The 26,643-nt window shown below is 60.3% G+C and carries 21 protein-coding genes, 1 tRNA gene and 6 pseudogenes; 18 read left to right on the top strand and 10 right to left on the bottom strand.

All coding sequences use genetic code 11. The features are described 5' to 3' along the window. Positions 1–4: 4 nt before the first annotated feature. Both BQ4436_RS03205 and BQ4436_RS03200 read right to left on the bottom strand, forming a co-directional pair. Positions 5–1,003: a S66 family peptidase gene (locus tag BQ4436_RS03205; protein WP_070975493.1), complete on the bottom strand. Its 999-nt coding sequence runs from the start codon at positions 1,001–1,003 to the stop codon at positions 5–7. After that, positions 1,003–1,596, bottom strand: coding sequence for a hypothetical protein (locus BQ4436_RS03200; protein ID WP_070975492.1), 594 nt, complete (start codon positions 1,594–1,596; stop codon positions 1,003–1,005). Before BQ4436_RS03200 ends, BQ4436_RS03205 begins: the two co-directional genes overlap by 1 nt. Positions 1,597–2,108: 512 nt before the next feature. On the opposite strand from BQ4436_RS03200, the gene BQ4436_RS03195 reads away from it, so the two are divergent. After that, a complete protein-coding gene (locus BQ4436_RS03195; protein WP_070975491.1) occupies positions 2,109–2,504 on the top strand; it encodes a hypothetical protein in 396 nt (131 codons plus the stop codon). A gap of 586 nt (positions 2,505–3,090) precedes the next feature. Further along, a pseudogene (locus tag BQ4436_RS11560) lies at positions 3,091–3,288 on the top strand (IS256 family transposase); the annotation flags it as partial. On the opposite strand, the pseudogene BQ4436_RS03185 reads toward BQ4436_RS11560, so the two are convergent. After that, positions 3,283–4,173: pseudogene (locus BQ4436_RS03185) on the bottom strand (IS481-like element IS5564 family transposase); the annotation flags it as partial. The pseudogenes BQ4436_RS11560 and BQ4436_RS03185 sit on opposite strands and share 6 nt — an antisense overlap. A 39-nt stretch (positions 4,174–4,212) precedes the next feature. Then, the gene (locus BQ4436_RS03180; RefSeq protein WP_011116984.1) at positions 4,213–7,098 is read right to left on the bottom strand and encodes a Tn3 family transposase; all 2,886 of its coding nucleotides are present in this window, start codon (positions 7,096–7,098) and stop codon (positions 4,213–4,215) included. A 125-nt stretch (positions 7,099–7,223) separates the two neighbouring features. Between BQ4436_RS03180 and BQ4436_RS11555 the strand changes: the two are divergent. After that, positions 7,224–7,559 (top strand): annotated as a pseudogene (locus BQ4436_RS11555) (recombinase family protein); the annotation flags it as partial. Positions 7,560–7,576: 17 nt separating this feature from the next. On the opposite strand, the gene BQ4436_RS03175 reads toward BQ4436_RS11555, so the two are convergent. After that, positions 7,577–8,281, bottom strand: a complete 705-nt coding sequence (locus BQ4436_RS03175; RefSeq protein ID WP_070975522.1) for an IS6-like element IS26 family transposase — start codon at positions 8,279–8,281, stop codon at positions 7,577–7,579. Between the two features lie 150 nt (positions 8,282–8,431). Between BQ4436_RS03175 and BQ4436_RS03170 the strand changes: the two genes are divergently transcribed. The 5 genes from BQ4436_RS03170 (at position 8,432) to BQ4436_RS03150 (ending at position 12,187) form a co-directional block, all read left to right on the top strand. Then, entirely contained in the window at positions 8,432–9,247 is an 816-nt protein-coding gene (locus tag BQ4436_RS03170) for an aminoglycoside O-phosphotransferase APH(3')-Ia (RefSeq protein WP_000018326.1), read from the top strand. Between the two features lie 156 nt (positions 9,248–9,403). After that, complete coding sequence (locus BQ4436_RS03165) at positions 9,404–10,108, top strand: IS6-like element IS26 family transposase (protein WP_070975521.1); 705 nt, start codon at positions 9,404–9,406, stop codon at positions 10,106–10,108. 5 nt (positions 10,109–10,113) lie between these two features. Next, positions 10,114–10,482 (top strand): recombinase family protein, encoded by a 369-nt coding sequence (locus BQ4436_RS03160; RefSeq protein WP_012360778.1) that lies wholly within the window; start codon positions 10,114–10,116, stop codon positions 10,480–10,482. 65 nt (positions 10,483–10,547) lie between these two features. After that, a complete protein-coding gene (gene aph(3'')-Ib, locus BQ4436_RS03155) occupies positions 10,548–11,351 on the top strand; it encodes an aminoglycoside O-phosphotransferase APH(3'')-Ib (protein ID WP_001082319.1) in 804 nt (267 codons plus the stop codon). Then, positions 11,351–12,187 carry an APH(6)-I family aminoglycoside O-phosphotransferase gene (locus BQ4436_RS03150; RefSeq protein ID WP_070975520.1) on the top strand — a complete coding sequence of 279 codons (837 nt, stop codon included), beginning with the start codon at positions 11,351–11,353 and terminating at the stop codon, positions 12,185–12,187. Before aph(3'')-Ib ends, BQ4436_RS03150 begins: the two co-directional genes overlap by 1 nt. Positions 12,188–12,292: 105 nt before the next feature. On the opposite strand, the pseudogene BQ4436_RS11910 reads toward BQ4436_RS03150, so the two are convergent. The 4 genes and pseudogenes from BQ4436_RS11910 to BQ4436_RS03140 all read right to left on the bottom strand — a co-directional run. After that, positions 12,293–12,391 (bottom strand): annotated as a pseudogene (locus BQ4436_RS11910) (IS481 family transposase); the annotation flags it as partial. Beyond that, on the bottom strand, positions 12,391–13,566 hold the full coding sequence (gene cmx, locus BQ4436_RS03145; RefSeq protein WP_005297378.1) for a chloramphenicol efflux MFS transporter Cmx: 1,176 nt from the start codon (positions 13,564–13,566) through the stop codon (positions 12,391–12,393). The pseudogene BQ4436_RS11910 and the gene cmx, both read right to left, overlap by 1 nt. A 21-nt stretch (positions 13,567–13,587) precedes the next feature. Further along, entirely contained in the window at positions 13,588–13,641 is a 54-nt protein-coding gene (locus tag BQ4436_RS12620; RefSeq protein WP_011113070.1) for a chloramphenicol resistance leader peptide, read from the bottom strand. A 173-nt stretch (positions 13,642–13,814) separates the two neighbouring features. Continuing rightward, a tRNA-Leu gene (locus tag BQ4436_RS03140) sits at positions 13,815–13,898 on the bottom strand. 137 nt (positions 13,899–14,035) lie between these two features. Here BQ4436_RS03140 and BQ4436_RS03135 point away from each other — a divergent pair. The 10 genes and pseudogenes from BQ4436_RS03135 (at position 14,036) to BQ4436_RS03085 (ending at position 25,559) form a co-directional block, all read left to right on the top strand. Further along, complete coding sequence (locus tag BQ4436_RS03135; protein WP_070975489.1) at positions 14,036–14,941, top strand: DUF3662 and FHA domain-containing protein; 906 nt, start codon at positions 14,036–14,038, stop codon at positions 14,939–14,941. A 28-nt stretch (positions 14,942–14,969) separates the two neighbouring features. Next, the gene (locus BQ4436_RS03130) at positions 14,970–15,425 is read left to right on the top strand and encodes an FHA domain-containing protein FhaB/FipA (RefSeq protein WP_070975488.1); all 456 of its coding nucleotides are present in this window, start codon (positions 14,970–14,972) and stop codon (positions 15,423–15,425) included. Beyond that, positions 15,422–16,810 (top strand): PP2C family protein-serine/threonine phosphatase, encoded by a 1,389-nt coding sequence (locus tag BQ4436_RS03125; protein ID WP_070975487.1) that lies wholly within the window; start codon positions 15,422–15,424, stop codon positions 16,808–16,810. The genes BQ4436_RS03130 and BQ4436_RS03125 overlap by 4 nt, the downstream gene beginning before the upstream one ends. 2 nt (positions 16,811–16,812) lie before the next feature. Then, complete coding sequence (locus tag BQ4436_RS03120; RefSeq protein ID WP_070975486.1) at positions 16,813–18,165, top strand: FtsW/RodA/SpoVE family cell cycle protein; 1,353 nt, start codon at positions 16,813–16,815, stop codon at positions 18,163–18,165. Continuing rightward, entirely contained in the window at positions 18,162–19,619 is a 1,458-nt protein-coding gene (locus BQ4436_RS03115) for a penicillin-binding transpeptidase domain-containing protein (RefSeq protein WP_070975485.1), read from the top strand. Before BQ4436_RS03120 ends, BQ4436_RS03115 begins: the two co-directional genes overlap by 4 nt. Beyond that, positions 19,616–20,575 (top strand): annotated as a pseudogene (locus BQ4436_RS12450) (serine/threonine-protein kinase); the annotation flags it as partial. The gene BQ4436_RS03115 and the pseudogene BQ4436_RS12450, both read left to right, overlap by 4 nt. 84 nt (positions 20,576–20,659) lie before the next feature. Next, positions 20,660–21,247 (top strand): hypothetical protein, encoded by a 588-nt coding sequence (locus BQ4436_RS12445; protein WP_255366101.1) that lies wholly within the window; start codon positions 20,660–20,662, stop codon positions 21,245–21,247. Next, positions 21,248–23,403 (top strand): annotated as a pseudogene (pknB, locus tag BQ4436_RS12615) (Stk1 family PASTA domain-containing Ser/Thr kinase). A 52-nt stretch (positions 23,404–23,455) separates the two neighbouring features. After that, positions 23,456–23,725, top strand: coding sequence for a cell division protein CrgA (gene crgA / locus BQ4436_RS03090; RefSeq protein WP_070975482.1), 270 nt, complete (start codon positions 23,456–23,458; stop codon positions 23,723–23,725). Positions 23,726–23,843: 118 nt separating this feature from the next. Continuing rightward, positions 23,844–25,559 (top strand): IS3 family transposase, encoded by a 1,716-nt coding sequence (locus tag BQ4436_RS03085; RefSeq protein WP_070975207.1) that lies wholly within the window; start codon positions 23,844–23,846, stop codon positions 25,557–25,559. A gap of 126 nt (positions 25,560–25,685) precedes the next feature. Here the strand turns inward: BQ4436_RS03085 and BQ4436_RS03080 are convergent, their stop codons facing one another. After that, complete coding sequence (locus tag BQ4436_RS03080) at positions 25,686–26,573, bottom strand: endonuclease domain-containing protein (protein WP_070975481.1); 888 nt, start codon at positions 26,571–26,573, stop codon at positions 25,686–25,688. Between the last annotated feature and the right edge of the window lie 70 nt (positions 26,574–26,643).

The raw sequence follows: 26,643 nt of genomic DNA, 5'->3' as shown, positions 1-26,643 counted from the left end.
CAAACTACACTCTAGGAAAACTAATCGACGCCTCTCCCCCCTCCACCGAAACATCCACACGCCCGCCGACCGGGAACGTCAGCAAGGGGTTCGTGTGCCCAAACGATGCGTTCGCCACCACCGGCTTCCCCCTCAACTCAGGTATCGACGCCACCATCTCCTCCACCATCACCCTCGTGACACGGCTCGCGGTCTGGAAACGCCCAATCACCAAGCCCTCAATCCCGTGACCATCCGGGGCCTGCAACAACGACACCAGCTCACGCCGGAAATCCATCACCGTGTACTTCCCCGTCACCTCCGCAAACAGCACCGCATCATTCAGCGACGGCATGAACTCCGTGCCCGACAACAACCCCAACGTGCCCAAATTCGACCCAAGCGCAATCCCCTCCGCGCGGCCCTCCTGGATCACCCACCAGCCATCATCCGGCTCCTGCACACGACCATCCTGGTTAATAAACCAGTCATCGTCCGTGAACCACTCCCCCGGCTGCCACACGATCGGCCCATCAGTAAACGCCGCCTGCACAAACGCATCCCGCGTCACCTCCCCGAAATCGCGCATCCCCAACGTCGACCAATGCGGGCCCACGTAGACCACCTGGCCCGTCTTCGCATACACCGCATTCGCCAACGCCGACACATCCGAATTCCCACACAAAAACTTCGGATGCTCCGCAATCACATCAAAATCCAGGTGAGGCAGAATCTCGTTACTGGTAAAGCCACCGATCACGCTCATGATGCCGTCGACGGTTGGGTCGGAGTAGGCGTCGATAAGATCCTCAGCTCGCAGCTTGCCCGGCGCGGACCAAAACATGTCCGACACACGCACATTCGCCCCAAAGCTCACCGACAGGCCAAGCTCCTCCAGGCGCCGCGTGGCCAACTCAGCCACAAAACGACCCGCCGGGCCCTGCTCCACATACGCCAACGAACGCGCCGGAGCCACCACACGCACATGATCGCCCACCGACAACGGGCGAGGATACAACGCCATTAGTACAAATACACCGACGCATTATTACCGCCCTGGCACCGGGCTCCCCCACCCGCCGGCCAGCACGACATCGTGTACGTCTGCCCCGTCACCGGGCTATACACACTCAACGACCCCGGGAACTCACCAGTGGCCGCAGCCCGCTCATTAAACACAGCCAACACATTGCCCGCGAACTCCGACGACGTATTCCCGGTCTCCGCCGTCGCGTTCGAGAACCCCGCACTCGACCCCATCGGCTCACGCCGGTTCACATTAGGCTTGTTGCCCTGGTTGCCGTTGCTGCCGTTGTTGCCGGCTTCCGGCGCGACCGTCTCAATCTCCGTCACGATCACCGGATCCTGCTGCCCGTCCTTCGTCCCGTCGGAACGCACAACCAAAAACGCCACCGCGCCAGCCAGCGCCAACAACACCAGCGTCCCCAACACCGACAACGCAACCACCAGGCCGGTGTTGCTCTTCTGCTGCGGCTGGTACGGCGGCTGCGGCTGATATGGCTGCTGGTAGTACGGCTGCTGGTACTGCTGTTGCTGCTGGGTCGCCCACTCGTTGGTGCCAGGGTGGGTGTCGTCGGGCTGGTACGGGTTCGTCATGAGGGGCTTCCTTCAGGTATATGCAACAATACTGCAGCTCACCTTACTAGGTGCGCGCTGCTCATATGGGGCGTGGACGCTCCATCTGGAACTTTGCACCAGATTCCGGGGCAGCATTTTTGCGACCTGCGGAAACGCCGCTCGGGTTGCTCGAAAATGGGGATTGTGGTGCACAGGAAACTCGCAGGAGTGCCAAATCTGACCCTTCTTAACATCTAGCACTTTTCTGACCTGGCACTTTAAATGGCCGGACCAAATTGGGTTGCGTCTTTTGGCACTGGAGCCTCCGGCGCCGTACCCCTCTCCTCGCCCACTTTCGAACTTGGTCCATCGCGGCGACTCATGCTCTAGCGGTTGATGGTTCAATTCCGCAACCATCCATCGCACCCTGACAACACTGGAAAAGAAGCTAACCTGTACGTGAACAAGTTCAACAATGTCTAGAAGAGGCATTGCTACCCACAGAGAAAGTACCGCCCTTCGGGTGCCTATGACACGAATTGGAACCCTAAATGACACTCAGCGAAATCACTCTGACTAGAACCTACTTCCTTGCCAAAGAGGAGGATCTTCCTCGGTGCTATCAGCGCTATCTTGAACGAGTGGAGCGCGTAAAGCAGTTCACAACCGTCTATCTGGTTGCTGATGTGGAGTTTTACGAGGTTAACCCAATCGTGAAAGAAAACTTGCTCCATGATCTCCAGGCACAAAGTGATGAACCGGTTAACGAGGATGAATGGAATATGTATAGCTATTCCACCGCGTTAGGGACGATCGATGAGCCTATTGAGCCCGGGGCAGCCGTGTCACGTTTGTGGGAGGACATGCTTTTGACCGACGACGAGGAGTGGCCTCGGTCTTTTATCAGCACTGTTAATTTCTCGTCTCTTATGTCACGGCCGAAGTAACGAAGGGTTCGCGTAACTCTCTTGAGCTACTGTTCGCCCATTGTGTGAAGCTAACTAACCAGTTAATCGCCTGCGAGCACTCCCAAAACAGCCTCAACCGTCTATCGCAATCCGCCTTATCGACGTCCTCTCCGGCCATAGTGAAATACCTCTCGAAACGAGCGGCCCCGAGCATCGTCGCTAATGTTATCCTTTTCCGCCCACTCCCAACACACCAAGTTCCGGGTTGGTGTTTTCGCGACCTGGCGAAACGTCACGCTGGTTTGTTGGAAAACCGGGAGTGTGCTGCACAGGGAACTGACGCGAGTGACAAATCTGACGTCGCTAATTATCTAGCACTTTTATAAACTGGCACTTTAAATGCACGGACCAAATTGGGTTGCGTCTTTTGTCACTGTCTCCCACCGACGCAGCCCATGAAAGCAGGGTTAAGGGTCAAAAAGTGTGTCCGGAATCGCGGATTTTCACGGATTGACCTGTAGGTTTCCGGAAAGTATATGCTCCGGAAGCATATATCTAGCCCCCGACGGGAAATCCTCGGTGTGGCAGCCGTGATGTGCTATGCGCGGCGTGGTGTGGTGTCGCAATGTCGAAGAACCAACCACGCTGCCACTGCGGCGGTGAAATGAAACGCAACGGCACCACCAGCAAAGGCACCACCAGATGGCGCTGCAAACAATGCGGCGCCTCCAGCGTCAAACGTCGAAACGACATCACCAACGCGGCAGTGTTCACCCAGTTCATCGAGCATTGCACCACCGCAATATCACTCGACGACCTAGCTGTGATGTCCAGGGACGTTGTTGAGTCGGTCGAAGGGTACGCCGCCAATCGCAGAGTGGTGTCGGTGGTGGTTGTAGAAGTGGAGCCAGCCGGGCAGCGCCAGGCGTCGTTCGGCCTCTGAACCGTAAAACCTGGCATAGGCCCAGCCGTCCCCGAGCGTGCGGTGGAATCGCTCGATCTTCCCGTTCGTCTGCGGCCGGTAGGGGCGTGTCCGCTTGTGTCGGATGCCGAGCCGAGCGCAGAAGTCCCTCCATGCGTGGGATCTGTATGCCGACCCGTTGTCGGATAGGACTCGCTCGACGGTCACGCCTCGTTCGGCGAACCAGGCCACGGCGCGTTCGAGAACTCCCACCGCTGTGCTCGCCTGCTCATCCGACCAGATTTCTGCGTATGCGACGCGGGAGTGGTCGTCGATGACTGTGTGAACGAACGCCGTCCCGGTGCGCGGCTTGTGATCTTTTCCTCGTGGTAATCCCGGAGTCGCGAGCTTGTTCCGTGCGCCTTGCTGCCGACCTACGTAACGATGTCCACCGCCGTCGGGGATGTTGCCGAACTTCGTGACATCGACATGAATCAACGATCCCGGATGAGGATGCTCATATCGCCGCAATGGCTCGCCAGTGACACGATCGATATGCGAGAGGCGGTTCACGCGGCAACGGACGAGGACCGCGTGAACAGTCGACGTCGAGAGACCAAGTCGCGCAGCGATCTGGGCTGGCCCCAGTCGAAGCCGCCAGCGCAGGTTGATGATCTTCTTCTTGACATGCTCGGGCGTCCTGCCTGGGATCCGGTGCGGCTTGCTGGAGCGATCCTGCATCCCAAACTCACCCTCTTCCCGGTAGCGGCCTGCCCATTTCCGGGCAGTGATCGGGGAGACCATGAACATCTTGGGGTCGTTTGCGGGAGGGGGCGGAATCCTACGCTAAGGCTTTGGCCAGCGATATTCTCCGGTGAGATTGATGTGTTCCCATCCGAGCGGCGAAACATGGGCCAAGAGATCGGGCGATAGCAGCTTTCCATCGCGTTTCTGGTTTGCAACGACCTCGCCGAGCTTCATGGTGTTCCAGAAGATGATGATGGCGGCGAGCAGATTCATGCCGGCGATGCGGTAATGCTGGCCTTCGGCGGAACGGTCGCGGATTTCACCGCGGCGGTGGAAGCTGATTGCCCGCTTCAGCGCATGATGAGCTTCGCCTTTGTTGAGCCCGATCTGGGCACGCCGTTGGAGTTCGGCATCCAGAATCCAGTCGATCATGAACAGGGTGCGCTCGACGCGACCGACTTCCCGCAGGGCTGTCGCGAGCTCGTTCTGCCGCGGATAGGAGGCGAGTTTCCGCAGAATCTGGCTTGGCGCGACGGTCCCGGCAGCAATGGTGGCGGCGATGCGCAGGATGTCGGGCCAATTGCGCTCGATCATGGCTTGGTTGACCTTTCCGCCGATCAACGCTCGCAGGTGCGCCGGGGCGGCCGACGGATTGAACGCGTAGAGCCGTTTGGATGGCAGGTCGCGGATGCGCGGAGCGAACCGGTAGCCGAGAATGGCACATGCGGCAAAGACGTGATCGGTGAAGCCGCCCGTGTCGGTGAACTGCTCGCGGATATGGCGTCCAGCATCGTTCATCAGCAGGCCATCGAGGATGTAAGGCGCTTCGCTTGCCGTTGCAGGAATCACCTGGGTTGCGAACGGCGCATATTGGTCGGAGACGTGGCTATAGGCTTTCAGGCCCGGGGTATTGCCATATTTCGCGTTGACCAGGTTCATGGCCTCACCTTGCTCTGTAGCGACGAAGAACTGTCCGTCGCTCGAAGCCGACGTGCCCATGCCCCAGAACCGGGCCATGGGTAACGCTGCCTGTGCCTCGACCACCATGGCCAGCGCCCGGTCATAGGCTTCGCCCTCGACATGCCACCGTCCAATGCGGATCAATTCCCAGAAGGTGTGGGTGTTTGTCGCATCCGCCATTTTGCGCAAGCCGAGGTTGATCCCTTCCGCCAAGATAACGTTCATTAGCCCGATCCGGTCAGCGCAGGGTGCTCCTGTGCGCAGATGGGTGAACGCTTCGGTGAAGCCGGTCGCCGCATCCACCTCCAGCAGGAGATCGGTGATGCGCGTGGGCGGGATCTGCTTGTAGAGATCGAGCACCAGATCTTCGGCGCCTGTCGGCGCGGCGGCTTCGAGTTTCTCGATATGCAGAACGCCGTTTTCAATCGACCCGCCCGGGATCGTGCCTGCGCGAGCGGCACGGCCAAGCTCGCGCAACCGCATGTCGAGGCGAGCTTGCCGGTCTGCCAGCCATTCCTCCGGCCGCAATGGCACAGCGAGACGACCGCCTTCCGCGATGGCTTGTGCCGGAACGAGTGCGTGTTTCAGATCGCCATAGCGCCGGGACCTAGTAAGCCAGACATCTCCGGAGCGGAACGCATCGCGCAGATGGAACAGCACCGCGATCTCCCATAGGCGAGCGTCGCCAGCCCTCTGGGCCCGAAGGTGGCGATGCCATTTCGAGCTGGGCCGCAAGAAGCTGGTCATCGCGGCATCGTTCAAACCGGTACGAAGGGCCGTCACCGCTTCCAGAAGCGGCAGTGCAACGGGCGCAGCTCGCAGATCGAGCAGGCGCAACATGCGTGGAGCGTATCGGCGGAAGCGGTGATAACCGTCGAGCACATGATTGAGCGGATCGTCGGCCATGGTGGCGGTCAGCCTGGTTGCCATTGCAACAAGGGTTTTTAAGCCGTCCCACCCTGACCCACTCGCGATGACATCGCCCAGCGGCTGGCCATCATCCTGTGCATCGACCAGGGCGCCCCCGATCTCGGCGAAGGATTTCAGGGTGTCACGCACCACCCCCGCTTCGTCTGCGACCTTTGCATGGCAAATACGCTCCGAAGCACGGTAGAGACGGCCGACGATCCGGTCGTGGGTTTCGACCACTGCGTCGGCCAACATCGCCTGCCATTCCGAGACGCAAACAGCCAAGATCGCAAGCCGCCTGTCCTCCGGGAGATCGCGCATGCCGTCGGCATAATACCGTTCACCCTGCCTGCGCAGACGAGTCACCCGATGGGCAGGAACGCCGGCAAGCAGATCCTCGGGGAGATCGACGCGTTGCAGATATTCGAGCCGGTCGAGCAGCCGGTTGGCCGACGAAGAGTTCGAGCCAGGCTCGAACTGGCGCAGCCACACAAAACGGGTCACCCGATCATCAGCCGTCTCCTCGAGCAATGCCAGCAACTGTTCTCGGATCGACATAGGCAGCCGACTGGCGATCCTCGTCTCGATGCGTCGCTCGGCATCGACGAGAGCCGCGGCACAAAGCCGCTCGATCGTGGATGTCGCGGGAAGGACAGTGCGGGTGCGTCGGCACTCGGCTACGAAGCGACGGGCGATATCCTCGTTCGACACCGCCATCTCGGCTTCTCGGAACAACCATTCCTTCAGCTCGCTCGCACCACGTCCGGAGAAGGTGCGGAAGCCGTAGAGCCCCCGTAACTCGGCAAGATGCTCGTGCCGTGTTTCCTCGCGGGCAGCATAGTCTACGAGATCGTCGGCACCCAGGCCAAGCTGCGCTCCGATAAATTCGATGACCTCTGCAGGGATCAGTTCGCCTGGAGCCAGCACCCGGCCGGGATAGCGCAGGACACACAATTGCAGGGCGAAGCCGAACCTGTTGTGAGCGCGCCGACGCAGCCTGATATGCCCAAAGTCTTCATCACTCAGCGTATAGTGCTTGAGCAAATCCGTCTGTGAAGTCGGCAAGCGCAACAGCGCGTCTTTCTGCCGATCGGTTAGAGTGACGCGACGCGGCATACATGTTCCTTTTTCAAAATCTGATAGCGTTCAAGACGCTTTGTTTATGAAGCTGGTTGAGATACATTTCCAGAGGTCAATGCAATCGTGGCCGAAGCGCCGCCTCAAACCAACGTTTGTGATACATGCTGATCGGATATGCCCGCGTCTCCAAAGCCGATGGCTCGCAGTCTCTCGACCTGCAGCACGACGCCTTGCGCGCCGCAGGTGTCGAACGGGACAATATCTATGATGATCTTGCTTCCGGCGGTCGTGATGATCGCCCTGGCTTGACTGCCTGCCTCAAGTCATTGCGTGACGGCGATGTGCTGGTGGTCTGGAAGCTCGATCGCCTCGGACGATCGCTTGCCCATCTGGTCAACACGGTGAAGGAGCTGTCAGACCGCAAGATCGGCCTGCGGGTTCTGACTGGAAAGGGCGCTCAGAGGCACTGTTGCAAAGTTAGCGATGAGGCAGCCTTTTGTCTTATTCAAAGGCCTTACATTTCAAAAACTCTGCTTACCAGGCGCATTTCGCCCAGGGGATCACCATAATAAAATGCTGAGGCCTGGCCTTTGCGTAGTGCACGCATCACCTCAATACCTTTGATGGTGGCGTAAGCCGTCTTCATGGATTTAAATCCCAGCGTGGCGCCGATTATCCGTTTCAGTTTGCCATGATCGCATTCAATCACGTTGTTCCGGTACTTAATCTGTCGGTGTTCAACGTCAGACGGGCACCGGCCTTCGCGTTTGAGCAGAGCAAGCGCGCGACCATAGGCGGGCGCTTTATCCGTGTTGATGAATCGCGGGATCTGCCACTTCTTCACGTTGTTGAGGATTTTACCCAGAAACCGGTATGCAGCTTTGCTGTTACGACGGGAGGAGAGATAAAAATCGACAGTGCGGCCCCGGCTGTCGACGGCCCGGTACAGATACGCCCAGCGGCCATTGACCTTCACGTAGGTTTCATCCATGTGCCACGGGCAAAGATCGGAAGGGTTACGCCAGTACCAGCGCAGCCGTTTTTCCATTTCAGGCGCATAACGCTGAACCCAGCGGTAAATCGTGGAGTGATCGACATTCACTCCGCGTTCAGCCAGCATCTCCTGCAGCTCACGGTAACTGATGCCGTATTTGCAGTACCAGCGTACGGCCCACAGAATGATGCCACGCTGAAAATGCCGGCCTTTGAATGGGTTCATGTGCAGCTCCATCAGCAAAAGGGGATGATAAGTTTATCACCACCGACTATTTGCAACAGTGCCAACCCATGTTATATTGCACAAGATAAAAATATATCATCATGAACAATAAAACTGTCTGCTTACATAAACAGTAATACAAGGGGTGTTATGAGCCATATTCAACGGGAAACGTCTTGCTCGAGGCCGCGATTAAATTCCAACCTGGATGCTGATTTATATGGGTATAGATGGGCTCGCGATAATGTCGGGCAATCAGGTGCGACAATCTATCGATTGTATGGGAAGCCCAATGCGCCAGAGTTGTTTCTGAAACATGGCAAAGGTAGCGTTGCCAATGATGTTACAGATGAGATGGTCAGACTAAACTGGCTGACGGCATTTATGCCTCTTCCGACCATCAAGCATTTTATCCGTACTCCTGATGATGCATGGTTACTCACCACTGCGATCCCCGGGAAAACAGCATTCCAGGTATTAGAAGAATATCCTGATTCAGGTGAAAATATTGTTGATGCGCTGGCAGTGTTCCTGCGCCGGTTGCATTCGATTCCTGTTTGTAATTGTCCTTTTAACAGCGATCGCGTATTTCGTCTCGCTCAGGCGCAATCACGAATGAATAACGGTTTGGTTGATGCTAGTGATTTTGATGACGAGCGTAATGGCTGGCCTGTTGAACAAGTCTGGAAAGAAATGCATAAGCTTTTGCCATTCTCACCGGATTCAGTCGTCACTCATGGTGATTTCTCACTTGATAACCTTATTTTTGACGAGGGGAAATTAATAGGTTGTATTGATGTTGGACGAGTCGGAATCGCAGACCGATACCAGGATCTTGCCATCCTATGGAACTGCCTCGGTGAGTTTTCTCCTTCATTACAGAAACGGCTTTTTCAAAAATATGGTATTGATAATCCTGATATGAATAAATTGCAGTTTCATTTGATGCTCGATGAGTTTTTCTGATAGTTAGTCTTTGTAGAGACACAAACCTGAAATTCCGGACACCGCGCTTCAGGACATCTCCCTGGACGCCGATATCTGGCAGTATCCGGACGGGGCACTGTTGCAAATAGTCGGTGGTGATAAACTTATCATCCCCTTTTGCTGATGGAGCTGCACATGAACCCATTCAAAGGCCGGCATTTTCAGCGTGGCATCATTCTGTGGGCCGTACGCTGGTACTGCAAATACGGCATCAGTTACCGTGAGCTGCAGGAGATGCTGGCTGAACGCGGAGTGAATGTCGATCACTCCACGATTTACCGCTGGGTTCAGCGTTATGCGCCTGAAATGGAAAAACGGCTGCGCTGGTACTGGCGTAACCCTTCCGATCTTGGCCCGTGGCACATGGATGAAACCTACGTGAAGGTCAATGGCCGCTGGGCGTATCTGTACCGGGCCGTCGACAGCCGGGGCCGCACTGTCGATTTTTATCTCTCCTCCCGTCGTAACAGCAAAGCTGCATACCGGTTTCTGGGTAAAATCCTCAACAACGTGAAGAAGTGGCAGATCCCGCGATTCATCAACACGGATAAAGCGCCCGCCTATGGTCGCGCGCTTGCTCTGCTCAAACGCGAAGGCCGGTGCCCGTCTGACGTTGAACACCGACAGATTAAGTACCGGAACAACGTGATTGAATGCGATCATGGCAAACTGAAACGGATAATCGGCGCCACGCTGGGATTTAAATCCATGAAGACGGCTTACGCCACCATCAAAGGTATTGAGGTGATGCGTGCACTACGCAAAGGCCAGGCCTCAGCATTTTATTATGGTGATCCCCTGGGCGAAATGCGCCTGGTAAGCAGAGTTTTTGAAATGTAAGGCCTTTGAATAAGACAAAAGGCTGCCTCATCGCTAACTTTGCAACAGTGCCCGCTCAGATCGACACCACGACTGCGTCCGGTCGCATGGTGTTCGGAATCTTCGCCACCTTGGCCGAGTTCGAGCGGGATCTGATCCGAGAGCGCACCATGGCGGGTCTCGCCTCCGCGAGAGCGCGCGGTCGCAAGGGCGGACGAAAATTCGCGCTCACCAAAGCTCAGGTGCGTCTCGCGCAAGCCGCCATGGCCCAGCGCGATACTTCAGTTTCCGATCTCTGCAAGGAACTCGGCATCGAGCGCGTCACTCTCTACCGATATGTCGGTCCCAAAGGCGAGCTCAGAGACCATGGAAAGCATGTTCTCGGACTTACGTAGCAACTCGTTTCTTTTCGCAGGTTGAGCCACCTCCGCGCTTCATCAGAAAACTGAAGGAACCTCCATTGAATCGAACTAATATTTTTTTTGGTGAATCGCATTCTGACTGGTTGCCTGTCAGAGGCGGAGAATCTGGTGATTTTGTTTTTCGACGTGGTGACGGGCATGCCTTCGCGAAAATCGCACCTGCTTCCCGCCGCGGTGAGCTCGCTGGAGAGCGTGACCGCCTCATTTGGCTCAAAGGTCGAGGTGTGGCTTGCCCCGAGGTGATCAACTGGCAGGAGGAACAGGAGGGTGCATGCTTGGTGATAACGGCAATTCCGGGAGTACCGGCGGCTGATCTGTCTGGAGCGGATTTGCTCAAAGCGTGGCCGTCAATGGGGCAGCAACTTGGCGCTGTTCACAGCCTATCGGTTGATCAATGTCCGTTTGAGCGCAGGCTGTCGCGAATGTTCGGACGCGCCGTTGATGTGGTGTCCCGCAATGCCGTCAATCCCGACTTCTTACCGGACGAGGACAAGAGTACGCCGCAGCTCGATCTTTTGGCTCGTGTCGAACGAGAGCTACCGGTGCGGCTCGACCAAGAGCGCACCGATATGGTTGTTTGCCATGGTGATCCCTGCATGCCGAACTTCATGGTGGACCCTAAAACTCTTCAATGCACGGGTCTGATCGACCTTGGGCGGCTCGGAACAGCAGATCGCTATGCCGATTTGGCACTCATGATTGCTAACGCCGAAGAGAACTGGGCAGCGCCAGATGAAGCAGAGCGCGCCTTCGCTGTCCTATTCAATGTATTGGGGATCGAAGCCCCCGACCGCGAACGCCTTGCCTTCTATCTGCGATTGGACCCTCTGACTTGGGGTTGATGTTCATGCCGCCTGTTTTTCCTGCTCATTGGCACGTTTCGCAACCTGTTCTCATTGCGGACACCTTTTCCAGCCTCGTTTGGAAAGTTCCATTGCCAGACGGGACTCCTGCAATCGTCAAGGGATTGAAACCTATAGAAGACATTGCTGATGAACTGCGCGGGGCCGACTATCTGGTATGGCGCAATGGGAGGGGAGCAGTCCGGTTGCTCGGTCGTGAGAACAATCTGATGTTGCTCGAATATGCCGGGGAGCGAATGCTCTCTCACATCGTTGCCGAGCACGGCGACTACCAGGCGACCGAAATTGCAGCGGAACTAATGGCGAAGCTGTATGCCGCATCTGAGGAACCCCTGCCTTCTGCCCTTCTCCCGATCCGGGATCGCTTTGCAGCTTTGTTTCAGCGGGCGCGCGATGATCAAAACGCAGGTTGTCAAACTGACTACGTCCACGCGGCGATTATAGCCGATCAAATGATGAGCAATGCCTCGGAACTGCGTGGGCTACATGGCGATCTGCATCATGAAAACATCATGTTCTCCAGTCGCGGCTGGCTGGTGATAGATCCCGTCGGTCTGGTCGGTGAAGTGGGCTTTGGCGCCGCCAATATGTTCTACGATCCGGCTGACAGAGACGACCTTTGTCTCGATCCTAGACGCATTGCACAGATGGCGGACGCATTCTCTCGTGCGCTGGACGTCGATCCGCGTCGCCTGCTCGACCAGGCGTACGCTTATGGGTGCCTTTCCGCAGCTTGGAACGCGGATGGAGAAGAGGAGCAACGCGATCTAGCTATCGCGGCCGCGATCAAGCAGGTGCGACAGACGTCATACTAGATATCAAGCGACTTCTCCTATCCCCTGGGAACACATCAATCTTACCGGAGAATATCGTTGGCCAAAGCCTTAGCGTAGGATTTCGCCCTCTCCCGCAAACGACCCCATCTTTGCGGCGATCGTGGCCGGATAGCCGTCTTCGACAATCAGCCGAGCTAACCGGAGACGGGCACGAGGAGTGAGAAGAGCGTTCGGATGGGTCATCAATTGGCCTCCGCCGCGGTCTTCGTAAGCGCGCGTCTGGTGAGAAGCATGATGACGAGAGCGATCGCTGTCAGCACCGAAGCGACCCAAACCGGCGCGAGCAGCCCCAGCCCGGTCGCGAGCCCGAGCGCACCAAGCACGGGCCCCGCTGCAGCTCCGATATTCAATGCTGCGGTTGCGTACGAACCGCCCATCGTTGGCGCACCCGATGCTGCATACAGCACACGCGTGATCAGAGTACTGCCGACGCCGAACGACAGGAATCCCTGAACGAGGACGAGGACGATAAGCGCAACGGGATGAGATGCGACCACTGCCAACACGATCCAGCCTGTCAGCAATAGCGGTCCGCCGACTGCGAGCACGAGGCCAGGTCGTTGATCTGATAGTCGTCCTGCGATCGTGACGCCAAGGAACGATCCGATGCCGAACATCACCAGCGCGACGGACACCCACGCTTCGGCCAAGCCCGCGGTCTCGGTCACGATGGGTGCCAGGAAGGTGAATGCCGCAAAGGTCCCTCCGTTGATCAGCGCTCCGAGTGCCATGGCCAGGATGAGCCGCGGCGTCGCCAACTGGCTGAGCTCGACACGGAGCCTTGGTGAGGTCGCGCTAGTCTCGCTCCGACCAACATTGTTCGTGACGCCACGAATGACTCCAACGGCCGCGGGAATACAGAGGATGGCGATCGCCCAGAACGTCGTTCGCCAGCCCAGCGCTGTGCCGAGCAGTGCCCCGGCGGGGACGCCCACGACGGTTGCGATCGTCGTGCCGGAGAGCAGGATCGACAGTGCACGCCCCTTCTGGTTCGCTGGCACGAGGGTAGTGGCCGTGCTCAGTGCTACGGCGAGGAATCCTGCGTTTGCGAGAGCGCTGAGCACCCGGGTGATGAGCAGGAGAGAGAACACTGGTGTCATCGCTCCGATGACGTGGCTTCCCGCGAACACGAGAAGGCAAACGATCAATGTGAGCCGCGGTGGCCAACGGCGAGCGAATGCCGCCATCACTGGCGCGCCGACGACCATACCGACTGCGAATGCGGAGGTCAGCAGGCCCGCAGTGCCGACCGAGACGTCAAGTTCGGTCGCGATCGCGGGGAGCAATCCCGCGAGCATGAATTCTGAAGTGCCCATGACGAAGACCGCCAGGGCAAGCATGTAAAGGGCAAAAGGCATCGAGTACTCCGAGGTGTGAGATCAAGAAATGGTTCTTCTTGTCACCACGGCCAGCGCCCCGGGTACGCCAGACATACGCCCACACAGATCGTGGGCGTCGTAACTAGTGGTTCAAGGGGCTGGCGGTGTGACCGACAACCCCTGACCTGTCTGATTCGGGACTCGACATGCCCCAAACTCTAACATGCCCTGAAAGCAGCCCAAACACAAAAAGAACCGGCCCTCCCGAAGGAGGGCCGGTCCGGTTGTGCCCGGGGGGGGACTTGAACCCCCACGTTCTTGCGAACACTGGCACCTGAAGCCAGCGCGTCTGCCAATTCCGCCACCCGGGCGGGCACTGGAACAATATAACACCCTTACATAGAGAAGTGCCAAATCGGCACGTCATGGGGCATAAAGGTGTTTCACGCTAGGTTGTGTCGGAATGCGCACCTATACTAACGGGGTTAAAGAAAGGAGGTGCATGCGGATGGGAGTCATGGATCGATTGGCAAAGCTGGACAGTTCGTTGCAGCGTGGCCTGGATAATTCGATGGCGGCGCTGTTTGGCGGCAAGGTGGTTCCGGCTGAGATCGAGGAGCTGCTGAAACAGGAGGCGCAGGACTCTGTTGTGGTGACTGACCATGATGAGTTTGTGGTGCCGAATGTGTTCGCGGTGGGTGTTTCTTCGAAGGATTTGGAGAACTTGTCGCAGGAGCGTGACCTGCCGGTGCACCTCGCGGAACAACTGACGCGGTATGTGCGCAACCAGGGTTGGTTCTTTGATGGGCCGGCGGTTGTGCGGATCGCGGAGGAGTCAGGGCTGCGTACGGGCCAGTTGCGGGTCAGTTCGTATATTGATCCGCAGCCGGAGGTCGCGAGTGGGTTTGATGCCATTGTGGCGGAGCCGACGAAGCGGTCGAAGGGTGGTAGGCACCGTCATGCGGCGAACCAGGATCAGGAGGATCACATGCATGAGCCAAATACGATGACGCCGGTGGAGGGTGGCGAAGCGACTGTGAGCTTGCTGTTGCAGGACGGGTCGTCGCGCACGTACCTGGTGCATGAGGGCTCGAATATTTTGGGCCGGTCGAATGATGCGGATTTCCGCCTGCCGGACACGGGTGTGTCGAGGCAACATGCGGAGATTACGTGGGATGGCCAGGTTGCGGTGTTGGTCGATTTGCAGTCGACGAACGGCACGACGGTCAATGATGAGCCGGTGGAGAACTGGATGCTTGCCGACGGCGACGTGATCACCCTGGGCCATTCCCACATTGAGGTGCGCATCGTGGAGCCGAGGGCATCGACCCCGGCGACGCCGGACCCGGAGGAGGGCGCGCCGCGCTACACGGATGCGGCGTCGCACCCGCAGACAGAATTTTTCCAGGCCTAACAAGCCCTGACCTGAAGGAGCTCCTTTGTTGGATTCCGCGGTGATCCTGAGCGCACGCTTTGGCCTGCTCGCACTGCTCTGGCTGTTCATTCTGCTGGTGTTGTGGGTGCAGCGGAAGAATGTGCGTGAGGTGGGTGGAGCTGGGCGTCGACAAGTGAAGCAGGCGGGGAAACCGCTGCAGTCGCGTGAGAAGGTCCGGCAGATTGCGGTCGTTGAGGGGCCGCTGCAGGGCTCTCACATGGAGATTGCGAGTGTGGAGCATGTGACGCTGGGCCGCTCGCCGGATAATGATTTCCAGCTTGGGGATGACTTTGCGTCCTCGCGGCACGCGCGACTGTTCCGCCGTGGCAGTGACTGGTTCATTGAGGACCTAGACTCCCGCAACGGCACCTTTGTGCAGGGTATGCGCATTGACCAGCCGGAGCGGGTGTCGGTGGGGACGAATATCAAGATGGGGCGCACGATTGTGAGGTTGATGCCATGACGCTGCGGTTGAATTATGTGGCGGCATCGGACAAGGGTCTGGTGCGTGGAAACAATGAGGATTCCGCCTACGCGGGCCCGCATCTGCTGCTGTTGGCGGACGGGATGGGTGGCCACGCGGCGGGCGAGGTTGCGTCGCAGTTGATGGTCAGCCACATGGAGCACCTCGACCGGGATCCGGAGGACGCTGACATGTTGGCGTTGCTCGGGGCGGCTGCGGATGATGCGAACGCGACGATTGAGCGTTCGGTGGCGCAGCACCCGGAGCAGGAGGGCATGGGCACGACGCTGACGGCGTTGATGTTCAACGGCGCGGAGTTCGGCCTCATTCACGTGGGCGATTCCCGCGGGTATTTGCTTCGCGACGGCCAGCTTCGCCAGATCACCGAGGACGATACGTTCGTGCAGTCCCTGGTCAACGAGGGGAAGCTGGACCCGGAGGACGTGTCGAGTCACCCGCAGAAGTCGTTGATTTTGAAGGCGTACACGGGCAACCCGGTGGAGCCGCACCTGGAGATGGTTCAGGTCCGCGCGGGGGATCGGGTGCTGTTGTGCTCGGATGGCTTGTCGGATCCGGTGACGGCGTCGACGATTGGGGAGGCGCTCGCGCAGGGCACCCCGTCGGTGGCGGCGCAACGGCTGATTGAGTTGGCGCTGCGTTCGGGTGGGCCGGACAACATCACGGTAGTCATCGCTGATGTGGTGGAGGTCAAAGACGGCGAGGAGCACCCCGACTTGCCGACGGCCCCCGCGATGGCGGGCGCGTTGGCGCCGGAGTTCGAGTCGACGCACCCGGACTCTTCCGCTTCGAGGGCGGCGGCATTGATGCGCAAGTCGGAGACGATTCCGCCGAACCATAATCGTGAGGGCGGCCGTGATGGGTCGCAGCCCGGCGCGGGTGACGCGTCGGCGGATGAGGAGGATGACCAGCGGTTTCGCCGCAAGGTGAATATTTGGCCGTGGGTGCTCTCCGCGTTGGTGATTGTGCTGATGTTGTCGCTGGCGGCGGTGTTGTGGACGAACGATAGGCTCAACGACCGCTATTTTTTAGGCACCGACGGCAACGACGGCCACTTCGCGATTGAGCGGGCCGTCGGGACGTCGTTGTTTTCGGAGCCGCGCCGCGAGGTGATTCAGCGGGCGTGCATTAATGAGCAGAACAAGTTGCAGATTGTGTCGTCGAACTCGGTGCCGCAGGACTGCGTGATCTTCGGTATCAATGACCTGCCGGAGAGCCAGCTGAACACGGTGGAGAACTTCAAGGGCGGCACGTATGACGATGTGCTGGGGATTCTGAACCGGTTGGCTGGTGAGGCGTTGCCGGTGTGCGTCGATAATGATGCGGCGAAGGACGCCCCGCAGGGCGCGTGCCGGGAGGTGAAGTAGCGATGTCTCGTGTGTTTCGGCGTGCGAAGGAGCTGTTCCTGCTGCTGTGCTCGGCGGGGTTGCTGCTGCTGATGCTGTTTGGCCTGGAGCTGAGCCAGGGCCGCACGATGTCGACGGAGATGTTCTACCTGGTCGGCGGGTTCGTGGGCGTCTATGCGATTGCCCACGTGGCGATTTCGCTGGCGGCGCCGCACGCGGACCAGTTGCTGCTGCCGCTGGTCTCGCTGCTCAACGCGATCGGCCTGGTGGTGATTTACCGCCTGGACCTGGCGGAACGCGCTGGCTACCCGCCGCTCGCGGAGCGGCAGGTGATGTGGTCGCTGGCTGGTGTGGTGCTGATGGTGTGCACACTTGTGATTGTGCGCGACCATAAGGCGCTGGCCCGCTACTCCTACCTGCTGGGCCTGCTTGGCCTGGTGCTATTGGCGTTGCCGCTGGTGTGGCCGCAGCCGCCTGGGTTCGCGGATGCGCGGATCTGGATCTGGCTGGGACCGTTCTCGATTCAGCCGGGTGAGTTTTCGAAGATCCTGCTGCTGGTGTTCTTCGCCCAGCTGTTGGCGCAGAAGCGCGCCCTGTTTACGGTGGCGGGCAAGACGCTGCTGGGGATGAGCTTCCCGCGCCTGCGCGACCTGGCGCCGATTTTGGCGGTGTGGGCGATCGCGATTGCGATCATGGCGGTGTCGAACGACTTCGGCCCGGCCCTCCTCCTCTTCGCCACGGTGCTGGGCATGGTGTACTTCGCCACGGGGCGTACGTCATGGCTGGTCATCGGTGCAGGCCTGGTGGCTGTTGGCGGGTACACGGTGTACCAGGTCAGTGAGAAGATCCAGGACCGCGTCGCCAACTTCATGGACCCGCTGGCCAACTTTGACACCACGGGCTACCAGCCGTCGCAGGCGCTGTTCGGCCTGTCCTGGGGTGGGCTGACGGGCACCGGGTTGGGCTATGGCCACCCAGAGATGGTGCCGGTGGCGCACTCGGACTACATCCTGGCGGCGATTGGTGAGGAGCTCGGGCTCGTGGGCGTGGCCAGCGTGCTGTGCCTGTTCGCCATCTTCATTACCCGCGGCTACTCGGCGGCGCTGCAGGTCAGTGACACGTTCGGCAAGTTGTTGGCCGCAGGCTTAGCGACGACCATCGCTATCCAAATCTTCGTGGTCGCCGGAGGGATCTCCGCGATGCTGCCCATGACGGGCCTGACCACGCCGTTTATGTCCGCTGGTGGCTCGTCGATCATGGCGAACTACGTGCTGCTGGCGCTGCTGCTGCGGATCTCGAACGCGGCGAACAAGCCAGCGGAGTTTGATGCTTCGGCGATGGGTGCCCAGGCACCGGAGGCGGTGAGCGCACGATGAACAAGTCTATTCGCTTAGGCGCGGGCATTGCCCTGCTGCTGATTGTGGCGCTGCTGGTGAACTTCACCGTGGTGCAGGGCTTCCGCGAGGAGAAGTACGCGCAGAGCCCACTGAACTCGCGCACCGTGGTGGAGCTGCGCCAGATCAACCGCGGCCAGATCAGCGCCGGCGGGCAGGTGCTGGCGGAGTCCCACCCGCTCGAGGACGGCTCCTACCAGCGCACGTACCCGAACATGCCGTGGTCCTTTGCGCCGGTGCTCGGCTACGTGTCAGACCAGTACGGCACCTCCCAGATCGAGGCCGGCTACAACGGGCAACTGACCGGGGCGGGCTCCGGCAAGTCCTCCCGCTTCCTGCGCACCGGCCTGGAGCAGGACGTGGTGGGCAACTCGGTTGAGTTGAGCATCGACCCGCACCTGCAGGCCCTGGCCTACGAGCAGCTTTCAAACCGCAACTACGAGGGCGCGATCGTGGCGCTACGCCCGTCGACCGGCCAGGTGCTGGCGATGGCGTCGACGCCCTCGTACGACCCGAACGCGATCTCCAACCCTGACACCGCCGAGGGCGCCTGGGCCGAGGTGAACAACAACCCCGGCAAGCCGCTGCTCAACCACGCGACGCAGGACCAGCTGCCGCCGGGGTCGATCTTCAAGATCGTCACCACCGTCGCCGGGCTGCGCAACGGCTACACGCCGGATTCCCCGCTGACGGGCGCGCCGTCCATCACCCTGCCGGGCACGACCGTGCCCCTGACCAACTACGCGGGCCAGGCCTGCGCCGGCGGCGGCCAGGTGCCGCTGCGCACCGCGTTCGCGCTGTCCTGCAACACGGCGTTCGTGCAGATGGGCATGGCCGTCGGCGCCGACGCGCTGCGTGAAGCCGCCCGCGGATTCGGCATCGGCGAGCAGTACGACCTCGGCATGCCCAACGCGACCGGCTCACTCGGCGACCTGCCCGGCGACGCCGAGCTTGGCCAGTCCGCGATCGGGCAGCGCGACGTAACCATGACCGCGCTGCAGGCCGCCGTCATGGCGGGCACCGTCGCCAACGAGGGCCGCCGCATGGCGCCGTACGTGGTCAACCGCGTCCTCAGCCCGGACCTGCGCGAAATCGAGACGGCGAAGCCCCGCCTGCTTTCCGACTCCATCACCCCCGAGGAAGCCAACACCATCAAGGACCTCATGTTCGGCTCCGAACGCGCCACCTGGGGCTACGACGGCAACGGCTTCGCCTCCAAAACCGGCACCGCCGAGCACGCCGAAGGCGCCGCACCGCATACCTGGTACGTCGCCTTCGACCCGGTGAAAGATGTGGCGGTGGGGGTCGTCGTCAAGAATGGTGGCGGCCTGGGCACCGGGGCGACCGGCGGGCAAGTCTCCGCACCACTCGGGCGCGCGGTGCTCTACGCGGCACCCGCAGCGCCAGCTGATGAGGAAGGAACCAACGCGCGATGAACTACGAAAACAAAGACGAACTCCAGAAGCTCATCGGGCCCGACTACCAGCTGCAATGGATCATCGGGCACGGCGGCATGTCCACCGTCTGGCTTGCCGACGACGTCCACCACGAACGCGAAGTAGCCCTCAAAGTACTGCGGCCCGAATTTACCGCCAACCAGGAGTTCCTCACCCGCTTCCGCAACGAGGCCAACTCGGCGGAGGGGATCAACTCCCCCAACGTGGTCGCCACCTACGACTACCGCGAGGTCAAGACCGACGGCGGGTTCCCCATGTGCTTCATCGCCATGGAATACATCCGCGGCGAATCCCTCGCCGACCTCATCGCGCGCGAAGGCCAACTCAAGGAAGACATGGCCCTTGACGTGCTGGAACAGGCCGCGCACGGCCTGGCCGTCATCCACCGCATGGGGCTGGTGCACCGCGACATCAAGCCCGGCAACCTCATGATCACCCAGAACGGGCAGATCAAGATTACGGACTTCGGCATCGCGAAGGCCGCGGCGGCCGTGCCGCTGACGCGCACCGGGATGGTCGTGGGCACCGCCCAGTACGTCTCCCCCGAGCAGGCGCAGGGTAAGAAGGTCACGGCGGCGTCCGACGTGTACTCGCTCGGCGTGGTCGGCTACGAGATGCTCGCCGGGAAACGCCCGTTCACCGGGGACTCCTCGGTCTCGGTGGCGCTGGCGCACGTCTCCGCCGAACCACCCGCGCTGCCGATTAGCGTGAGCGCCCCGGCGCGTGAACTCATCGAGATCGCCCTGCGCAAAACGCCAACCCAGCGCTTCCGGGACGGCAACGAGATGCAGCTGGCCGTCGAACAAGTCCGCCAGGGGATGCGCCCGACGCAGCCCGGCGGCGACACGGCCGTCATCGCCATCGAACCCTCCCCGACCGCGTCCACCCAGATGCTCGCCGACATGTCCCGGCCGACCACGGCCCGGCCCGCCGCCCGACTCTTATACCCATCTAGACGCGTATAAGCGACAAGCGCACCTATACTAACGGGGTCAAAGAAAGGTGGGGCATGGGGATGGGTGTCAGCGAGTGATCGGCAGAGGTGGACAGTTCGTCGACGGCAGGCCCCGGCGCGCGCGGCGATGCCTGTGCGCCCGGCGCCCGCTGACGTTGCTGCTCCTGGGAAACGGCGCGGGACAGCCGGCTACTGGGTCGGCATCGTGCTCGGCGTGATCACCCTCGCCGTCATCGGTGGCGTGGCCTGGGCATTCAACAACGGCACCCTCGCCGGCAGCACCCCGAGCAGCACCGCCCCACGCCAAAGCGTGGTCACCCAAACCACCACCGTGGAAACCGAACCGACCTACGAGGAACCCGTCGAGGAGCCGACCACGCACGCCCCCGACACGCCCACTGAACACAGCAGGCACACCAAGCCCAGTAGGCACAGCAGCGCCCCGGCCACGCTCACCATCGAGGACGAAACGCCAACGCAGCCAACCCACACCCGCTCTTCGGTGCCGGAGCAGCGGCCGACGGAGGGGACGTCGATACATAATGAGGCGCCCACGACGCAGGCACCCAGCCCCGAACCGGGCGGTGGGGAAATCGGCAACGGTGGACTAGACTTGCAAAATCTGCCAAACATCCTCGGAGGAAATGCGTAAATGACAACGATCGCTAACCGATACGAACTCGGCGCCGTCATCGGCACCGGGGGCATGAGCGACGTCTACGCAGCCACCGATACCGTGCTTGGCCGCGACGTCGCCGTCAAAATGCTCAAAATCGACATGGCGCGCGACGAAAATTTCCGCGAACGCTTCCGCAAAGAAGCCCAAAACTCGGCGCGGCTCAACCACACCAATATCGTCGCCGTCTACGACACCGGCACCGAAGAAGTCTCAGGTGTCGACGTCCCCTTCATCGTCATGGAACGCGTCACCGGGCAAAACCTGCGGGACCTCGTACGCGCCGAAGGGCCCTTAAGCCCCCAAAAAGCGGCCGCGTTCCTGCTGCCCGTCACCCACGCGCTCCAAGCCAGCCACGACGCCGGCATCATCCACCGCGACATCAAACCAGCCAACATCATGATCACCAACACCGGCGAGGTGAAAGTGATGGACTTCGGCATCGCCCGCGCGCTGGATGACTCCACCTCGGCCATGACGCAAACCTCCGCCGTCATCGGCACCGCGCAATACCTCTCCCCCGAGCAGGCCCGCGGCAAAGCTGCCGACGCCCGCTCCGACATCTATGCCCTCGGCTGCGTCATGTACGAAGCCATCACCGGCAAGCCGCCATTCGAAGGCGAATCGCCCTTCGCCGTGGCCTACCAGCACGTCCAAGAAGACCCCATCCCGCCGAGCGAACGCGTCCCCGCTGACCGCGAACTGACCCCCAACGAGGCCGTCAACCTGGACAGCGTCATCCTCACCGCGATGGCCAAGCACCCGGCGGACCGCTACCAAACCGCCACCGAAATGGGCGAAGACCTGGCACTCCTCAAGCGCGGCGCCGTGACCAACGCCGCCCGCAGCCACCTCGCCGCCCCCGAACCCGAACCCGTCGATGACGCCACCATGGTCTCCGAAACCGTCCAGGGCAACGCGCCGCGCCGCGAACACGACCGGGCCCCGCAACCCCACACAACCCACGACCACCCACAGGCAGGGACGCCGGCCACGCCGGGAGGATGAGTGGTGGCGGGGGCGGGCCCCTGCCTCTTAGACAAATGAGGTGGTGAAAAAGAGACAGCAGCCGACCCGTCGGGCAGCTGCGGGAGAAAGCGGGCGCCGGAGCGGGCGGCGCTGGGGCTGGTGCTGAGGCGGCCGGGCGCTGCGCCGCCCACCGCCGCGAACACGAAACCACAACCCCAACCTGGATGAAGTGGCTTGCAATCGGCCTCGGCGCCGCCATCATCGGCGCCTCCGGCTGGCTCGCCTACTCCTACTTCTCCCCCAACAGCGGAGAGACCCACAAGTCCTCCCAGATGGTCATCATCCCGGACCTCGCCGACAAACCACGCGCAGAAGCCGTCGCCGAACTCGAAAACCTCGGCTTCCAGGTCGCCGTCTCCGACGAGCCCAGCCCCGACATCAAGCGCGGCAACGTCATCGACACCAACCCGATCGCCGGGTCCGAACTCCAGCGCGGTACACTCGTCACCGTCACCGTCTCCTCGGGACGCGAGCTTACCGACGTCCCCGACGTCACCAACATGGACGCCCAAGAAGCCGCAAAGGTCCTCGAAGATGCCGACCTGGAACTGAATGCGGAGCTGCGTCGAGAAGCCAGCGAAGACGTGCCGAAGGGCGAGATCATCAGCCAGCACCCCGCAGCCGGCACCCAGATCTCCAAGGGATCCAAGGTGACCGTCACGGTGTCCGACGGCCCCGAAATGGTCCAGGTACCGTCGCTGTCCGGCGTCAACGTCAACCAAGCGTCCGCCACCCTCGGCTCCATGGGGCTCCAAGTCACCGTGAACAAGGTCGACTCCGAACGCCCAGACGGCGAAGTCATCGCAGTCGCCGGCGAAAACACCGAGGTAGCCAAGGGCACCACCGTCGAAGTGCGCGTCTCCAACGGCATGCTCATGACCATGCCGAACATCACCCGCATGAAACCCGCCGACGCCGACAAAGCGCTACGCGACGCCGGCTGGAGCGGACGCCTCGTCGAAGGTCCAACCGTCCCGACCGGCGCCCTCGTGGACAACGGCCTCATCGGACACCAAGAAGTCAACGCGGGCGACACCGTCCGACGCGACGCCGCCATCGGCTACAACCTCTGGCAGTTCACCGCCGAACGCCTGATAAGGTAAAAACCCTGATAGCTGGAAAAGCCACCGCACTTGCTTGTAAAGGACTGACATAATGCCAAAGGCAAAAATCACCAAGGACCACCGCCCCGTATCAACCCCAACTGGCGTGTCCCGCACCCCGGTCAAGATCAACACCGGCGGCACCCCGATCTGGTACAAGACCATCATGTATGGCCTGATGCTGCTCGGCCTCGGCTGGATTATCTTCTACTACATCGCCGGCGACCAGCTGACGTTCCTTGCGGAGCTCGGCCCGTGGAACTACGGCATCGGCTTCGCAGGCATGATCCTCGGCCTGCTCATGACCATGGGGTGGCGCTAGTCGCATCCCGGCGGATTTTTCGGCGGATTTTCGTAGATGGTAGTAACAGGATTGTAGTAATCCGGATTTTGGGAGCGCGGACATTTCGTTGGAGTGTTGAGGGCTGGAAGGTATTCCGATGCCCGCAAAGTTCCCCGACACCGTCCGCGAGTCCGCGGTCGACAAGTACTTCGAAGGCATGACCACCCCCGAGGTCTGCGACTGGGTAGCACACGTTACCGGCCGACGCCCCGCAGCAGGCTCGGTGAAAAACTGGATTACTGACAGACGCAACGGCTACATCCGATCTGATGGTCCCCCAACCGCGGAGGCGATCGCCAAAGCCGTCGCGCGCAGACTGACCTCCACGAAGTCACTGCGCCGGATCGCGGCGGAGTTCCAGGTGTCATTTCACTCGGTAGGCAGGTGGACGCGTGAATTATGGCCTGACGAAGAAGAACGCAACGACGCAGCGTCGATGACGTTCGATGCGGCATATCAAGCCACAATGAAACGCGTGAGTTATAACCGCAAAACCAAACGAGCCCGCAAACACCAACGAACCACCATCAACCGCAACACTGCGACACCGCCACGCCCGGTTGATGAGTGGTTGCCCGGGCCTGGCCCAATACCTGACTTGGATGCTTTGCCGGATGATCCGGAAGTGTTGAAAAAGATGCTGGCTGATGAACGTGACCGCCAAGCAGTCAAAGACGCGATTATTGAAGTACTCATGGGTGGTGAGACGCAGGGAAAAGTCACCGTCCGTGACGGTGTACTCACGACAGCGGCGAAGGCCGCCGTCGTTGTTGCCATCACGGACGCCCGCGGTGTCTCTATCAAGAAAGCGTGTCAGCTTGTTGGTATTGCCGAGTCAACGTTTTATCACCACCAGGGCAAGCATCAGCGTGTGCTGGCCCGGCGTAGTGCGCGTCGTGAGCAGTACAAACCGATGATCCTGCAAGCAGTTGCCGAGTCGAATCAAAGCTATGGGTATCGGCGTATCCATGCCTGGCTGAAAGCTCGAGGACATCGGGTATCGGAAAAGATCGTGCGTGAGTTAATGGGTGAACTTGCATGCAGGCCACCGGCGAAGCAGTCAACGAAGTACTCGTCCTACACCGGTGAGACCGCCCACAGTCCAGCAAACCTCCTGTTGGTCAAACCCCGCACCACTGCGTGTGCATGTCACGACACCGCACAGCAGCCAACGCCTGAAGTCATCGAGCTATCTGAGCACTTTCGCACCCACGCTGATGCCAAGGGATTAATCCATGATTTTCATGCTGATACACCGTGGGAAAAAATCGGTACCGATGTCACAGAAATCCACTGCCCAGACGGCAAACTCTATCTGTCTGCCGCTATTGACTTCTATGACGGAATGCCCATTGCGGTGACCATGTCGACATCACCGAATCATGATCTGGTCGCAGACATGATCGCGCGTATTGATGCGGTAAAACCTGACGGGGTGCAGCCAATTATCCATTCTGACCGGGGTGGACTCTACCGCAGCACTAAGTGGGTGAAGTTGATTACCGATCACACGCATAACCGCCTGGACTGTCCGAAGTGTCAGGAAGGCAAGTGGTGTCGGGCCAGGTGGCGCTACATCCCGTCACTATCCAGGAAGGGCACCAGTGGTGATAACGCGCGCACAGAAGGGTTCTTCGGCACGATGAAACAAGAACTACTCAAAGGCAGGGCGCATACGTCGCAGATGACAGTTGCGCAGATGCGCGAGTATATTGAGTCCTACATTGACTTCTATATCCATACAAGGTTGAAGTCGACACTTGGTGATGGTTATACGACCATCGCTGAGCATAGACAGGCACTGAGTGCATAACTACGAGACAAAGTCCCTCGTGATGCACTCCAACAAAACATCCGCAGCCCCAAGGGGGCCAAAACGGGGATTACTACAATCCTGTTACTACCATTTGCGTTTTGACGTGCGGTTTTGACGTGCGTTTTAACGGGCCGCGCGGCCCTTTGCGCTGGCCCGTTCCAGCTCGATTCGGGCGAGGATCTCGTCCATGCGGTGAAGCACATCCGTGAAGCCGTACCGCAGGACGGTGTATCCCTGGTTGGTTAGCTCGCGTTCGCGTTTGCGCTCTTGCAGGAGGCTGCGGCGGGGGTCGGAGGCGTGTTTGGCGTCGCCGTCGAGTTCGAGGATGACGGAGTCGTCGAAAAGGAAGTCGACGCGGTAGCGCTGCACCTGTGCCTGGAACTTCCAGCCGGTGACGCCGCGGAGGAGGAACTCGGCGCGGGCGAGGGACTCCATGGGGGAATCGGCGTTGTAGGCTGCGGCGCGGGCGGCGTCGCGGGCCACGCCGCAGTTGCGGACGCGGCCCATGCGCTCGATGTGTAGCAGGATGTCGCTGCGCTCCACGTGCGCGATGGACAGCAGCCAGTCCATGGCGATGAGGCCCTCCTGAAACCCGTGGTAGCGGGCGATATCGATCGCTGTGCGAATACGTGTGGAAAGGCGGATGCCGTATGCGGTGGTGACCTCGGCGGCGCTCAACGCGGAAGTGCGGTAGCGGACATCGGGCTCCACGAGGTGTTTCGCGGGGCCGCGGCGGCTGGGCGTCGTTACTTCTTGGATCTCTTCGGTGAGGCTGATGACCCACATGCCGTGGATGCGGGCGGCGGTCCTGCCTACGAGGCAGCCTTTGGTCATGGCGCGGGCGGTGGCATAAGCGCGCACGAGGTGCCGCTGCCAGGCATTGAGTTGTCCCCAGGTGCGCGACGGGATGCATTGCGTCCGGTTGAGGCGTCGGTACTCGGGGCTGTGCAGACGGTGACGGAGAGTGCGCGTGTCCACGATGGATGCGAAAAGTTCAGTGTTTTCCAACATGAGGTTTAGACGCACAGGAAAGCCGCCAGGTTCCCCACAGGTGTTCGGTAGCGGGGTGGCACGGGGGTGG

This window comes from Corynebacterium sp. MC3 (assembly GCF_900099485.1).
GTDB classification, from domain to species: Bacteria; Actinomycetota; Actinomycetes; order Mycobacteriales; family Mycobacteriaceae; genus Corynebacterium; species Corynebacterium pseudogenitalium.
Note: the sequence above shows the minus strand (reverse complement) of the source record. Positions and strands in the feature narration are given on the sequence as shown.

What these genes read in the sequence shown, in the direction of transcription:
- BQ4436_RS03150 (WP_070975520.1), top strand. Translation starts at nt 11,351, where the DNA reads ATGTTCATGCCGCCTGTTTTTCCTGCTCATTGGCACGTTTCGCAACCT.
- BQ4436_RS03170 (WP_000018326.1), top strand. Translation starts at nt 8,432, where the DNA reads ATGAGCCATATTCAACGGGAAACGTCTTGCTCGAGGCCGCGATTAAAT.
- BQ4436_RS03175 (WP_070975522.1), bottom strand. Translation starts at nt 8,281, where the DNA reads ATGAACCCATTCAAAGGCCGGCATTTTCAGCGTGGCATCATTCTGTGG.
- BQ4436_RS03125 (WP_070975487.1), top strand. Translation starts at nt 15,422, where the DNA reads ATGACGCTGCGGTTGAATTATGTGGCGGCATCGGACAAGGGTCTGGTG.
- BQ4436_RS03195 (WP_070975491.1), top strand. Translation starts at nt 2,109, where the DNA reads ATGACACTCAGCGAAATCACTCTGACTAGAACCTACTTCCTTGCCAAA.
- BQ4436_RS03115 (WP_070975485.1), top strand. Translation starts at nt 18,162, where the DNA reads ATGAACAAGTCTATTCGCTTAGGCGCGGGCATTGCCCTGCTGCTGATT.
- BQ4436_RS03180 (WP_011116984.1), bottom strand. Translation starts at nt 7,098, where the DNA reads ATGCCGCGTCGCGTCACTCTAACCGATCGGCAGAAAGACGCGCTGTTG.
- cmx (WP_005297378.1), bottom strand. Translation starts at nt 13,566, where the DNA reads ATGCCTTTTGCCCTTTACATGCTTGCCCTGGCGGTCTTCGTCATGGGC.
- crgA (WP_070975482.1), top strand. Translation starts at nt 23,456, where the DNA reads ATGCCAAAGGCAAAAATCACCAAGGACCACCGCCCCGTATCAACCCCA.
- BQ4436_RS03085 (WP_070975207.1), top strand. Translation starts at nt 23,844, where the DNA reads ATGCCCGCAAAGTTCCCCGACACCGTCCGCGAGTCCGCGGTCGACAAG.
- BQ4436_RS03205 (WP_070975493.1), bottom strand. Translation starts at nt 1,003, where the DNA reads ATGGCGTTGTATCCTCGCCCGTTGTCGGTGGGCGATCATGTGCGTGTG.
- BQ4436_RS03135 (WP_070975489.1), top strand. Translation starts at nt 14,036, where the DNA reads ATGGGAGTCATGGATCGATTGGCAAAGCTGGACAGTTCGTTGCAGCGT.
- BQ4436_RS03080 (WP_070975481.1), bottom strand. Translation starts at nt 26,573, where the DNA reads ATGTTGGAAAACACTGAACTTTTCGCATCCATCGTGGACACGCGCACT.
- BQ4436_RS03165 (WP_070975521.1), top strand. Translation starts at nt 9,404, where the DNA reads ATGAACCCATTCAAAGGCCGGCATTTTCAGCGTGGCATCATTCTGTGG.
- BQ4436_RS03120 (WP_070975486.1), top strand. Translation starts at nt 16,813, where the DNA reads ATGTCTCGTGTGTTTCGGCGTGCGAAGGAGCTGTTCCTGCTGCTGTGC.
- BQ4436_RS03200 (WP_070975492.1), bottom strand. Translation starts at nt 1,596, where the DNA reads ATGACGAACCCGTACCAGCCCGACGACACCCACCCTGGCACCAACGAG.